This is a genomic window from Streptomyces sp. HUAS YS2, assembly GCF_033343995.1.
Lineage (GTDB): Bacteria > Actinomycetota > Actinomycetes > Streptomycetales > Streptomycetaceae > Streptomyces > Streptomyces solicathayae.
The window spans coordinates 6,193,189-6,204,981 of record NZ_CP137573.1; the positions used below are offsets into that span (position 1 = coordinate 6,193,189).

At 73.3% G+C, this 11,793-nt stretch carries 16 protein-coding genes; 9 read left to right on the forward strand and 7 right to left on the reverse strand.

Annotated elements, in window-relative coordinates; all coding sequences use genetic code 11:
* Nucleotides 1–132: 132 nt before the first annotated feature.
* Together R2D22_RS28660 and R2D22_RS28665 are read left to right on the forward strand one after the other, a co-directional pair.
* Nucleotides 133–354: a helix-turn-helix domain-containing protein gene (locus R2D22_RS28660; RefSeq protein ID WP_006123601.1), complete on the forward strand. Its 222-nt coding sequence runs from the start codon at nucleotides 133–135 to the stop codon at nucleotides 352–354.
* A 143-nt stretch (nucleotides 355–497) separates the two neighbouring features.
* A complete protein-coding gene (locus R2D22_RS28665; RefSeq protein ID WP_318107581.1) occupies nucleotides 498–1,304 on the forward strand; it encodes an enoyl-CoA hydratase/isomerase family protein in 807 nt (268 codons plus the stop codon).
* 172 nt (nucleotides 1,305–1,476) lie between these two features.
* Here the strand turns inward: R2D22_RS28665 and R2D22_RS28670 are convergent, their stop codons facing one another.
* Nucleotides 1,477–2,073 (reverse strand): hypothetical protein, encoded by a 597-nt coding sequence (locus R2D22_RS28670; protein WP_318107582.1) that lies wholly within the window; start codon nucleotides 2,071–2,073, stop codon nucleotides 1,477–1,479.
* Between the two features lie 94 nt (nucleotides 2,074–2,167).
* On the opposite strand from R2D22_RS28670, the gene R2D22_RS28675 reads away from it, so the two are divergent.
* The 5 genes from R2D22_RS28675 to amaP are packed head-to-tail and all read left to right on the forward strand — an operon-like array spanning nucleotide 2,168 to nucleotide 4,453.
* Nucleotides 2,168–2,656 (forward strand): Asp23/Gls24 family envelope stress response protein, encoded by a 489-nt coding sequence (locus R2D22_RS28675; RefSeq protein WP_318107583.1) that lies wholly within the window; start codon nucleotides 2,168–2,170, stop codon nucleotides 2,654–2,656.
* Between the two features lie 27 nt (nucleotides 2,657–2,683).
* On the forward strand, nucleotides 2,684–2,875 hold the full coding sequence (locus tag R2D22_RS28680; RefSeq protein WP_318107584.1) for a hypothetical protein: 192 nt from the start codon (nucleotides 2,684–2,686) through the stop codon (nucleotides 2,873–2,875).
* Between the two features lie 6 nt (nucleotides 2,876–2,881).
* Nucleotides 2,882–3,229, forward strand: a complete 348-nt coding sequence (locus R2D22_RS28685; protein ID WP_318107585.1) for an Asp23/Gls24 family envelope stress response protein — start codon at nucleotides 2,882–2,884, stop codon at nucleotides 3,227–3,229.
* Nucleotides 3,226–3,864 carry a DUF6286 domain-containing protein gene (locus tag R2D22_RS28690; RefSeq protein WP_318107586.1) on the forward strand — a complete coding sequence of 213 codons (639 nt, stop codon included), beginning with the start codon at nucleotides 3,226–3,228 and terminating at the stop codon, nucleotides 3,862–3,864. The genes R2D22_RS28685 and R2D22_RS28690 overlap by 4 nt, the downstream gene beginning before the upstream one ends.
* 10 nt (nucleotides 3,865–3,874) lie before the next feature.
* Nucleotides 3,875–4,453, forward strand: coding sequence for an alkaline shock response membrane anchor protein AmaP (gene amaP, locus R2D22_RS28695; RefSeq protein WP_318110040.1), 579 nt, complete (start codon nucleotides 3,875–3,877; stop codon nucleotides 4,451–4,453).
* A 52-nt stretch (nucleotides 4,454–4,505) separates the two neighbouring features.
* Here amaP and R2D22_RS28700 read toward each other — a convergent pair whose 3' ends face one another.
* From R2D22_RS28700 to R2D22_RS28725, 6 genes are all read right to left on the reverse strand, one after another.
* Nucleotides 4,506–5,261: an SDR family oxidoreductase gene (locus R2D22_RS28700; RefSeq protein ID WP_318107587.1), complete on the reverse strand. Its 756-nt coding sequence runs from the start codon at nucleotides 5,259–5,261 to the stop codon at nucleotides 4,506–4,508.
* 4 nt (nucleotides 5,262–5,265) lie between these two features.
* Nucleotides 5,266–7,068: a glycoside hydrolase family 15 protein gene (locus R2D22_RS28705; RefSeq protein ID WP_318107588.1), complete on the reverse strand. Its 1,803-nt coding sequence runs from the start codon at nucleotides 7,066–7,068 to the stop codon at nucleotides 5,266–5,268.
* A gap of 101 nt (nucleotides 7,069–7,169) precedes the next feature.
* Nucleotides 7,170–7,979, reverse strand: a complete 810-nt coding sequence (locus tag R2D22_RS28710; RefSeq protein WP_318107589.1) for an SURF1 family cytochrome oxidase biogenesis protein — start codon at nucleotides 7,977–7,979, stop codon at nucleotides 7,170–7,172.
* A gap of 67 nt (nucleotides 7,980–8,046) precedes the next feature.
* Nucleotides 8,047–8,280, reverse strand: a complete 234-nt coding sequence (locus R2D22_RS28715; protein WP_318107590.1) for a hypothetical protein — start codon at nucleotides 8,278–8,280, stop codon at nucleotides 8,047–8,049.
* Between the two features lie 54 nt (nucleotides 8,281–8,334).
* On the reverse strand, nucleotides 8,335–9,315 hold the full coding sequence (locus R2D22_RS28720; RefSeq protein ID WP_318107591.1) for a DEDDh family exonuclease: 981 nt from the start codon (nucleotides 9,313–9,315) through the stop codon (nucleotides 8,335–8,337).
* 63 nt (nucleotides 9,316–9,378) lie between these two features.
* Nucleotides 9,379–10,002 carry a TetR/AcrR family transcriptional regulator gene (locus R2D22_RS28725; protein ID WP_318107592.1) on the reverse strand — a complete coding sequence of 208 codons (624 nt, stop codon included), beginning with the start codon at nucleotides 10,000–10,002 and terminating at the stop codon, nucleotides 9,379–9,381.
* A gap of 107 nt (nucleotides 10,003–10,109) precedes the next feature.
* Between R2D22_RS28725 and R2D22_RS28730 the strand changes: the two genes are divergently transcribed.
* A complete protein-coding gene (locus R2D22_RS28730) occupies nucleotides 10,110–10,907 on the forward strand; it encodes an acetoacetate decarboxylase family protein (protein ID WP_318107593.1) in 798 nt (265 codons plus the stop codon).
* Entirely contained in the window at nucleotides 10,907–11,791 is an 885-nt protein-coding gene (locus R2D22_RS28735) for an SDR family NAD(P)-dependent oxidoreductase (RefSeq protein WP_318107594.1), read from the forward strand. The genes R2D22_RS28730 and R2D22_RS28735 overlap by 1 nt, the downstream gene beginning before the upstream one ends.
* The last annotated feature ends 2 nt before the right edge of the window (nucleotides 11,792–11,793 follow it).

Here is an 11,793-nt window from a genome sequence, read left to right on the forward strand (position 1 = left end):
AGAATTCCGGTCGTGGCGACCCCTTCCCTGGACGCGAAGGTCGTGTCACGGACCTTGTCGAATGGGTGGCCAGGACGTCCGGGAGGGGTGATCATGAGAAGTCCAGAGCGCACTTCCCATGAGGAGGCACGGGTGGCCGAGACTCTGAAGAAGGGCAGCCGGGTGACCGGCGCCGCGCGCGACAAGCTCGCGGCAGACCTGAAGAAGAAGTACGACTCCGGTGCGAGCATCCGGGCGCTGGCCGAAGAGACCGGCCGCTCCTACGGATTCGTCCACCGGATGCTCAGTGAGTCCGGAGTGACGTTGCGCGGACGTGGCGGAGCGACACGAGGCAAGAAGGCAGCCTCGGCCTGACGCCGGGGCGCGGCTCGTCCGGACCACCGGTTCCGACGGTTGCCACCCGGTCGACCGAGGGGTCGACCGGGTGGTTACTGTGCAGTAGCTTAGCTTGGGCACCGTAACGCCGAGCTGTGCTGCACCCGAACCGGAGGGGCCTCATGACTTCGTCCGACTCTGTCGACTCCGTCCACGTCATCGACAAGGACGGCGTACGACTCACCGTCGAGGACGCCGTTGCCACGGTGACCCTGACCAATCCCACCAAGCGCAACGCCCAGTCTCCCGCTCTGTGGCGGGCGTTGACGGAAGCGGGTCGGTCGCTGCCGGGCAGCGTGCGGGTCGTCGTGCTGCGCGGCGAGGGCAAGTCCTTCTCCGCGGGCCTCGACCGGCAGGCGTTCACGCCCGAGGGCTTCGACGGCGAGCCGTCCTTCCTCGACCTGGCGCGCGGCGGAGACGCGGAGCTGGACGCCGTCATCGCCGAGTACCAGGAGGCGTTCACCTGGTGGCGCCGCAGCGACCTCGTGTCGATCGCGGCCGTCCAGGGCCATGCGATCGGCGCCGGCTTCCAGCTCGCCCTCGCCTGCGACCTGCGGGTCGTCGCCGAGGACGTGCAGTTCGCCATGCGTGAGACGAGCCTGGGCCTGGTCCCGGACCTCACCGGCACGCACCCCCTCGTCTCGCTGGTCGGCTACGCCCGCGCGCTGGAGATCTGCGCGACGGGCCGCTTCGTCCACGCCGACGAGGCGGAGCGCATCGGCCTCGCCAACATCGCCGTGCCCGCCGGTGAACTCGACGCGACGGTACGGGACTTGAGCGCCGCGCTGCTCGCCGCGCCGCGCGACGCGGTCATCGAGACCAAGGCCCTGCTCCAGGGCGTCTCCGGCCGCTCCTACGAGGACCAGCGCGTAGCCGAACGCGCCGCCCAGGCCCGCCGCCTGCGAGACCTCGCAGGCCTCGGCGACTAGCGCGCGAGCGCGCGCGGCGCGACCGCCGCCGCACCCCACCACCGTGTGGGCAGTCGTCCCGTTGTGCCCACCCTCCCCCAAGCTCTCGGCTTCGCTCGAGCAGGGGGGACCCCCATCGCCCCAGCGGAACGAATGCCCACAACGTGGGGGAGGGAGGCGGCCGCGCCGCGCCCTAGCGGATGTCCGTCACCAGGACCGTGACCGGGACGTCGTGGTTCGGGGCCTCCGCCGCCCGGGCCTCCCGGGCCACGTCCGACGTGCGGCGGGTCGAGGTCACGACGACCTCCACCCGGACGTGGTCGTGGCCCCGGCGTACGGCCGTGACCGTCACCGGGTCTCCCTCGGGTGGCGCAGTCGGTGCCGGGGAATCCGGGACCTCGTCCAGCAGGGACGTCACCCGCAGGTCCACCTCCACGACCGGGAGCCCCAGGCGGTCCCGGGCCGCGGCGAACAGCGCCTCCCGTACCGCCTCCGCGAGCCCCGGCAGCGGCCGGTCCGCCGTCGCCGCGAACTCCGCCCTGATCCGCAGCCGGCCCGGCGGCAGCCCGCCCGGCGGTACGGGGAAGGGCGCGGCGGCCTCCTCGGCCGCGAGCTCCACCCGCAGCGCCCCCGGCGCCACGCCCCGTACCTCCGCGGCCGCCTGCCGCAGCACCTCCCGCGCCGCCTGCTCCGCAACCCATGTGCCGTCCGCCGCGAAGCCGAGCGGCAGCGCCCGGCCCCAGGCCGGGCGTCCGCGGAGCGTCGGGGCGCGTCCCTCAGCCGTCGTCATAGGGCCCAGCCTGCCGCATCCTTGGCGCGCGATTGGGGAAGCGCACTTAGTGTGGTCAGCGGAGCCCATTTCCGCACGGAAGGGACGAATGGTGATGACCAGTACCCCACAGACCGACGAGACGTCCGCGACCGAGCCCCAGGCCTCGACGCGTCGCACCTCGGTGACCAAACGTGGCGGAGGCGATCCCGGGGCCCGCGGCCGGACCACGATCGCCGACGGCGTGGTCGAGAAGATCGCCGGACTGGCCGCCCGGGACGTCGACGGCGTCCACGCCATGGGCAGCGGCCTGTCCCGAACCTTCGGGGCCGTACGCGAACGCGTGCCGGGTGGCGGAGGCAAGACCTCCGGCGTGACGCGCGGCGTGAAGGCCGAGGTCGGCGAGGTGCAGACCGCCCTCGACCTGGAGATCGTCGTCGACTACGGCGTCTCCATCGCGGACGTCGCCCGCGACGTCCGCGAGAACGTGGTCGCCGCCGTCGAGCGGATGACCGGCCTGGAGGTCGTCGAGGTCAACATCGCCGTGAGCGATGTGAAGCTGCCGGAGGAAGAGGAAGAAGAGTCGGAGACGCGGCTCCAGTAGCCACGTCCCCGGCGGAAGGAGCTCAGCATGAGCATGGCGGTGGCCGGCATGTTGGCCGGCATGGCCCTCGGTTTCGCCGGGTACTTCGGCGGCTTCGGGGCGTTCCTGCTGGTCGCGGCCCTGGGGGCGGTCGGCTTCGTGGCCGGCCGGTTCCTCGACGGCGACCTCGAACCCGGCGACCTCTTCCGGGGTCGCGAGCGCGGCGACAGGCGGAGGTGACCATCGGTGGCCAGAGACCCGGTCACCGCCGCCGAACGGGGGGAGACCACGATCGCCGACCGCGTCGTGGCGAAGATCGCCGCGCAGGCCGCGCGCGAGGCCCTGGTGCGCGTACCCAGGGGCGGTCACAAACCGCACGCCACGGTCGTGGTGCACCGTGACGTCGCGCACGTCTCCGTCACCCTCGAACTCGACTACCCCTCCGACATCGGCCGCCAGTGCGGCGCGGTCCGCAGCCGGGTCACCGAACGTGTGACGACCCTGGCCGGCATGGAGGTGCCCGAGGTGGCCGTCCAGGTCGAGCGGCTGCACTCCCCGCACGCCGGCCACGAGGCACGGGGGAGGCTGCGATGAGCACCACCGGTACCGAAAAACCGCAACCGCAACCCCAGCCCGCGCCGGGAGAGATCCCCGTGCTCGAGGACGGCTCCGCACGCGACCGACGCGCCGGCCGCTTCTGGTCCGTACGGCGCATCCCCGCGGCGATCGTCGCGCTCGTCGTGCTCGGGGCCGCCGGGCTGCTGCTCTACGACGTGGCGGCGGTCCGGGCCGACCACTCCGCCATGCAGTGGCGGCGCAGCCTCGCCGACGACCTCGCCACCCGCCCCCTGGACAACGCATGGGTGCTCGCCGGCGCCGGCCTCGCCGTCGTCCTCGGCATCTGGCTGCTCGTCCTGGCGCTCACCCCGGGGCTGCGCGCGGTGCTGCCGATGCGCCGCGAGCACACCGACGTACGCGCCGGACTCGACCGGGAGGCGGCGTCGCTGGTGCTGCGCGACCGGGCGATGGAGGTCTCCGGCGTGCAGTCGGTACGGGTGCGGACCGGGCGCTCCAGGGTGAAGGTGCGGGCCCTGTCGCACTTCCGCGAACTCGACCAGGTGCGCGCGGACCTGACGGCCGTGCTCGACGCCGGAATCGACGAGCTCAGCCTCTCCGCACCGCCGGCGCTGATCCTCCGGGTCGGCCGCCCACCGAGGAAGAAGAAGTGAGGTGACGTCCATGCTGCGGCGCTTCAACCGGGTGCTGCTCGGGCTCGCCGGCCTCGTCCTGCTGGTCGGCGGCGGGGCCGTGCTCGCCGCCGGGTTCGACCTCGGCGTGCCGTCCTGGTGGCCTTGGTCCGGTCCGTCGGACGTGCTGCTGTCCGAGGCGGACCGGCAGCGGTGGCGCGCGGAGAGCTGGTGGTGGCCGACGGTCATCGCGGTGCTCGGCGTGCTCGTGCTGCTGGCACTGTGGTGGCTGATCGCCCAGTTCCGGCGCGGCCGGCTGGCCGAGGTGCTGGTCGCCACCGGCGACGGAGACGCGGCGGTGGTGCGCGGCCCCGCCCTGGAACACGTTCTGGAGGCGGACGTGTCGGTCCTGGAGGGCGTGTCCCGGGCCAAGGTCTCGCTGCGCGGCCGGCGCACCGCCCCGACCACCCGGGTCCGGCTTCTCCTCGAGGCGTACGCCTCGCCCGGCAGGGCCCTGACGGCGCTCACCGACGAGGCCCTGGAGCACGCCCGTACCTCGACGGGCCTCGCGTCGATCCCGACCGAGGCCCGCCTGCGCGCGGTCAAGCACCACGCCCGCCGCGTCACCTGAGGCCCGCCGCGTGCCCGGACCGCCCCGCGTCACCCGACGCCCGGGCGGTCCGTCAGAACCCGTGCCGCAGCCCGCCGTCCACCGGCAGCATCACACCGGTCAGGAACGACGCGGCCGGCGACAGCAGGAACGCCGCCGCGCGCCCGAACTCCTCCGGCCGGCCGTAGCGGCGCAGCGGGATGTGGGACTCGTGGGAGGCGCGGGTCGCCTCCGCGTCGCCGGACAGGGCGTCCAGCTCGCGCACCCGGTCGGTGTCCACCCGGCCCGGCAGCAGGCCGACCACCCGGATGCCGCTCGGTCCCAGATCGCGGGCGAGCGACTTGGCGAACCCGGCGAGGCCCGGGCGCAGCCCGTTCGAGATCGTCAGGCCCGGGATCGGCTCGTACACCGAGCCCGACAGCACGAAGCCGATCACGCCGCCCTCGGTCAGCGTCCCGGCCGCCGCGCGCGCCATCCGCACCGCGCCCAGGTACACCGCGTCGAACGCCGCCTGCCACTGCTCGTCGGTGTTGTCGACGCCGAAGCCGGGCGCCGGTCCGCCGACGCTGATCAGGATGCCGTCGAAGCGCCCGAACCGGGCCCTCGCCTCCCCGATCACCCGCTCCGCCGCGCCGGCGTCCGCGTTGTCCGCCGCCACGCCCAGCGCGTCCGGCCCCAGTTCGGCCGCCGCCTTCGCGACCGACGCCGCGTCCCGCCCGGTCACCACGACCTTCGCGCCGTCCGCGAGCAGGGCCTCCGCGGAGGCCCTGCCGAGCCCCCGGGTCGCGCCGGTCACGACGTACACGCGGTCCTTCAGTCCAAGATCCATGGGCCTATCCTGCCGCCTGCCCCTCCCGGCCGACCACCGCGCCCCGGTCGAGCCCCAGCGCCGTGCCCACCAGGCCGATGTGGCTGAACGCCTGCGGGAAGTTCCCCAGCTGGCGCCCCGCCACCGGGTCGTACTCCTCCGCGAGCAGCCCCACGTCGCTGCGGAGCGCGAGCAGCCGCTCGAACACCTCCCGGGCCTCGTCCTTCCGGCCGATCAGCATCAGCGCGTCGGCCAGCCAGAACGTGCAGGCCAGGAACGCGCCCTCCTGCCCCGGCAGCCCGTCGACCGCCCGCGCGGTGCTGTAGCGGCGGACGAATCCGCCGTGCCCCAGCTCGCGCCGGACCGCGTCCACCGTGCCGACCACCCGCGGGTCGTCCGGTGGCAGGAAGCCGACCCGGGGGATCAGCAGCGTGGCCGCGTCCAGCTCCTGCGAGCCGTACGACTGGGTGAAGGTGTTCCGCTCCGGGTCGTACGCCCGCTCGCACACCTCCGCGTGCACCTCGTCCCGCATCGCCCACCACCGCGCCGGGTCCCCGTTCAGCGACGGGTCGTCCTCCAGCGTGCGGACCGCCCGGTCGGCGGCGACCCAGGCCATCACCTTCGAGTGGGTGAAGTGGCGGCGCGGACCGCGCACCTCCCACAGCCCCTCGTCCGGGTCCCGCCACGTCGACTCCAGGAAGCCGAGCAGGCTCAACTGGAGGTTCCAGGCGTGCGCCTCGGCCGGGATTCCGGCCTCCCGCGCCTGGAACAGCGAGTCGACCACCTCGCCGTACACGTCCAGCTGGAGCTGGTCCACCGCCGCGTTGCCGATCCGGACCGGGGCCGAGCCGGCGTGGCCGCGCAGCCAGGGCAGCGTCGTCTCGGGCAGCCGCCGCTCGCCCGCCGGGCCGTACATGATCTGCAGGTCGGCCGGATCGCCGGCCACCGCGCGCAGCAGCCAGTCCCGCCAGGCGGCGGCCTCCTCGACGTACCCGGCCGAGAGCAGCGCGCCGAGGGTGAGCGTGGAGTCGCGCAGCCAGCAGTAGCGGTAGTCCCAGTTCCGTACGCCGCCGATCTCCTCCGGCAGGGAGGTGGTGGGCGCGGCGACGATGCCGCCGGTCGGCGCGTACGTCAGCGCCTTCAGGGTGATCAGGGAGCGCAGCACCGCCTCGCGGTACGGCCCCTCGTACGTGCACCTGGCCGACCACGCCTTCCAGTCCTCCAGGGACTGCTCCAGGGCCTCGAACGGGTCGACCAGGGCCGGGCGCGGCTCGTGCGAGGGGTGCCAGGTGAGCACGAACGCGACGCGCTCGCCCGCGCCGACCGTGAACGAGGACCGGGTGCTGAACTCCTGCCCCCAGGTCTTGACCGGGGGCTCGCTGCGCAACCAGACCGAGTCCGGGCCGGCGATCGCCACCCGGTGGCCGTCGGCGCGGCGCATCCACGGCACGATCGACCCGTGGTCGAAGCGTAGCCGGAGCACGGCGGTCATCTCGACGGTTCCGCTGAGCCCCTCGACGATCCGCACGACGTCCGGCGCCTCGTCGCGCTGCGGCATGAAGTCGACGACCTTCACCGTGCCGCTCCGGGTCTCCCAGAACGTCTCCAGGACCAGTGACTCGTCCGCGTAGCCGCGCCGGGTGCAGCGGGACGCGCCGGTGGGGGAGAGACGCCAGTGTCCGTTGTCCTCGTCGCCGAGCAGCGCGGCGAAGCAGGCGCCGGAATCGAAGCGCGGCAGACAGAGCCAGTCGATCGACCCGTCGCGGCCGACGAGGGCCGCGGTCTGCAGATCCCCGATGAGGGCGTAGTCCTCGATACGTTGCGTCACGCTTTGGCGTGTTCCCGGAAGCGGCGACGGCCAATCAGTTGCGTGAGCGGGGCACCGGGGTGGGAGGGGCGGGGCGGTCGGGCCGTCAGGAGACCACGAGATCAGGAGACCGCGGCCGCGGCGGGCTCGGGGCTCTCCGGGCCCTCGGCCGGACCCGCGGCGCGGGCCGCCTCCTGGTCCTGCTTCTCGCGCCGGACCAGGATCCACCAGCCGACCGGCACGCCCGCCGCGAACAGCCACCACTGCACGGCGTACGCCATGTGCGCGCCGATCGAGTCGTGGTCGGGCGCCGGGATCTGCTCGGGCGAGCCGTTCGGGGCCGCGGGGTCGGTCAGCTCCAGGTAGCCGCCGAGCACCTCGGCGCCGGTCAGCTTCGCCTGCTGGGCGCTGTCGATGAGCATGACCTGACGGTCCGGCAGGCCCCTCAGGTCCTTGATGCCGCTGGCGCCCGTGGTCTCGTCGGCCTTGAGCCGGCCGGTGACGGTCACCTCGCCCTTGGGCGCGGGCGGCACGTCCGGGTACGCGCTCTGGTCGGTGGCCGCGGGCACCCAGCCCCGGTTGACCAGCAGGACCCGGCCGTCCTTGAGGACCAGCGGGGTGAGCACGTGCATGCCGACCCGGTCGTCGGCGTTGGTACGGCGGCGCACGACGACCTCGTGCGCGGTGTCGAAGGTCCCGGTGGCGGTGACCCGGCGCCAGTAGTCGGCGCGCGGCACGCTGTGGCCGGGCGAGGTCAGCGTCTCGACGGGGACGGGCTTCGCGTTCAGGTTGTCGGCGATCAGGGTGTTCTGGGCGACCCGGTTGTAGTGCCGGTGGAACTGCCAGAAGCCCAGCTCGACCATCGTCGGGACGAGGGCGAGTGCGACGAGGGTGAGAATCACCCACTGCCGGGACAACAGGAAGCGGTACACCCCATGACCGTACAACTCGGCCACGGGGTGCTCGCAGGGGGGTCCGCCCGGCGGGGCGGACCGGGGGTCACACCTTGTCGACGATGCCCACCTTTCCCTCCGCGCGGGCGCAGTGGCCGCCGCAGTACCAGCTGCCCTCGACCTCGACGCCCTGGCCGATGATCTGGACCCGGCAGTGCTCGCAGATGGGCGCCATGCGGTGAATGGCGCAGGAGAAGCAGTCGAAGACGTGCACCGCGCCCTGCGCGTGCACCTCGAAGGACATGCCGTAATCGTTTCCGCAGACCTCACAACGTGCCATGCGCCACAGGGTGGGGTGCCGCGCGGCCGAACGGCGGAAGGCACGCCCGGCGCGTCACTCGTCTGCCGGGGCCACGTCCCTCAGCAGGTGCGTGTAGGCGGCCTCGTCGACGATCGGCGTGCCGAAGCTCTTCGCCTTGACGGTCTTGGAGGTGGCGGAGTCCGGGTCGTTGGTGACCAGCAGGCTGGTCAGCCGGGAGACGCTGCCGGCGACGTGCAGCCCGGCCTCGACCGTGCGGTCCTCCAGCAGCTCTCGGTCGATGGAGGTGTCGCCGGAGAACGCCACCCGCATGCCCTGCTTGAGAGGTTTGTCCGCTTCGTAGCGTCCGGGGTTGGGGTACGGGCACGGCGGCCGCTTCCGCGAGGGCCGCCAGCTGTTCCCGTACGAGGACTGACGGCCGATCCGCGGCTGCCCCTGGGGCGCGGGCGAGGACACCCACTCGGTCAGCGGCCGGCACTCGAGCAGCGGCAGCCGTACGTTCCGCTCCGCGGCCGCGTGCAGGCTCGGCCGGAACGCCTCGGCCAGCACCCGCGCGTCGTCCAGCGCGTTGTGCGCGCGCTGCTGCACGACGCCGAAGTGGGCGGCCAGCGACTCCAGCTTCAGGTTGGGCAGCGGCAGCGCCAGTTCCTTGGCGAGCGCGATCGTGCAGAGCCGCTGCCGCACCGGGGCGGTCCGCTCGGCCCGCGCGTACTCGCGCGCGATCATGCCCCAGTCGAAGATCGCGTTGTGCGCGACGAGCACCCGCCCGTCGAGCCGCTCGGCGAACTCCGCGGCCACCTCAGGGAACAGCGGCGCGTCCGCGAGCATGTCGCTGGTCAGCCCGTGGATCCAGACCGGCCCGGGGTCCCGCTCGGGGTTGACGAGGGTGTACCAGTGGTCCTCGACGTTCCCCTGGGCGTCCAGCCGGTAGACGGCAGCCGACACTATCCGGTCGTCGCGGGCGAGGCCGGTGGTCTCCACGTCGACGACCGCGTACCCCTGCGGGTAGGCGGCCGGCCACGCTGCTGCGGTCGTACGGTCGTCGAGCATGGTCACTGAGAATACGGCCCCGCACGGACACCCCCGGCCACGGCGTCCCTCCCGGGTCCGGAGCCGAGGTCAGTCCGCAGTCTCCAGGAGCCCCGTCACCAGGGCCCGTACGGTCGTCGCGAACAGCCGCTCGGTGTCCACCGGGCGGGCCAGCGCGCGGGCCAGCGCCGGGTCGCGGTCGGCGGTCTCGACGGCCCACAGGTCCTCCTCGGCGGGGGACTGGGCGGGCGAGCGCTCGCGGTTGCGTTCGACCAGTACGTGCCCGACGACGTGGAACTGGATCGCCCGCACCACCCCGGCCGCCCGCGCGCCCCGCAGGCCGGCCGCGTGCACCTCGTGGACCAGGACGCGCTGCGCGGGCAGGAACATGCGTTCCGTCAGGCCGCGTTCGTGCACCATCGCCACCAGGTGAGGATGCGCCCGCAGGTCGCGGCGGAGCGCGCGGGCGACCGAGGCGATCCGCTCTGCGGGCGTGGCGCCGCGCGGCCGGATCGCGCCGAGGTCGGCGACGGTCCGCTCGACGAGCGCGTCGAGCAGCGACTCGCGGTTGCCGACGTGCCAGTAGATCGAGGTCACGGCGGTGCCGAGCTCGGCGGCGAGCTTGCGCATCGTGAGGGCGGCCGGGCCGTGTTGCCGCACCAGGGCCGCCGCGGTCTCCAGCACCTCGTCCCGGGTCAGTGCGGTGCGTGCCATGGGCTCCCCCAAGTCTGTTGCATGCAGGGCTCTTTACCCTTCATCCGTGCCGGTGTAACTGTGTTACAGAACCGAACCCCCGACGAGGAACCGAAGGGTGGTACGTCATGGCACGTGTACGGTACGGCGCGCGCACCGAGGACGAGATCGCAGCGGCGCGCAGCGCGAACTCCAAGCTCCCCGACATCTGGTCCACCGGCGTGGTGGCGGTCTGGGAGACGGACCCGGACGTGGTCGCGGCGGTGCTGCCGCCGCCGCTCCAGCCCGCCGAACGCCCCCTGGTCCGGGCCAACATCAGCAAGGTCGACCTGCCCGGCTACCCGCTCGGCGCCGGCTCGGTCGCCGTCGCGGCCGCCCACGGCGACCAGCAGGGCTGGTACCCGCTGGTCATGCCGATGACCCACGAGCGGGCCCTGACCGGCGGGCGGGAGGTCTTCGGCGAGCCCAAGAAGCTCGGCGAGGTGACCGTCGAGCGCGACGGGCTGGTCGTCCGCGCCGCGCTCGCCCGGCACGGCATCGCCTTCGTCGAGGTCCGCGGCGCGGTGTCCGGCCCACTGCCGGCCCCCGAGCCCGCCGACAAGACCGACTTCTACTTCAAGTTCCTGCCTGCCGTGGACGGTTCGGGCTTCGACGACGACCCCGTCCTGGTCCACTGCGTGCGCCACGAGAAGGTGCGCAAGCTGGAGCGGATCAGCGGCGACGTGGTGCTGCGCGAGTCCATGTACGACCCGGTCGCCGACCTTCCCGTCCGCCGGCTGGTCGAGATCACCATCGGCGAGAAGACCACCGACCAGAAGGGCAAGGTCGTCGAACGGGTCAGCGCCCAGGCCCTGCTGCCGTACGTCCACCAGCGCTACGACGACCCGCGGCAGATCCTCGACGGACCGCCCGAGGGGAGCGTCTGATGCGGCTGGAAGCCGGACAGGTCGCCGTCGTCACCGGCGCCGCGAGCGGCATCGGCCTCGCCATGGCCCGGCGGTTCGCCGCCGAGGGCCTCGCGGTCGTCCTCGCCGACGTCGAGGAGGCCGCCCTGGCGAAGGCGGCGGACGAGCTGACGGAGAGCGGGGCGCGGGTCCTCGCCCGGACGGTCGACGTGAGCGAGGCCGAGTCCGTACAGGCCCTCGCGGAGGCCGCGTACGAGACCTTCGGCGCCGTCCATGTGCTCTGCAACAACGCGGGCGTCGGCTCCGGGGCCGAGGGCCGGATGTGGGAGCACGAGCCCAACGACTGGAAGTGGGCCTTCTCGGTCAACGTCTGGGGCGTCTTCCACGGCATCCAGGCGTTCGTGCCGAGGATGCTCGCGGCCGGGGTGCCCGGCCATGTCGTCAACACGTCCTCAGGCGACGGTGGCATCGCCCCGCTGCCGACCGCCTCCGTCTACGCCGTCACCAAGGCGGCCGTGGTCACCATGACCGAGTCCCTGTACGCCCACCTCAGGGCGGAGGAGGCCCAGGTCGGCGCGTCCGTCCTGTTCCCCGGCCCGCACATGCTGCGCACCGGGCTGTGGGAGTCGCACCGCAACCGGCCCGAGCGGTACGCCAAGCAGCGGCCGCGCCGGACCCCGTACCGCACCATCGACCAGTTCGAGGCCGCGATGAAGCAGGCCGGGCACGAGGTGCGGTTCACGCCGGTCGAGGAGGTCGCGGGGCACGTCGTCGACGGCATCCGCGCCGACCGTTTCTGGATCCTGCCCGAGAGCGAGCACAGCGACCGGCAGATCCGCGCTCGCTCGCAGTCGATGCTCGACCGCGCCAACCCGTCCTACCTGGAGAGCTTCATTCTCGATTGAGG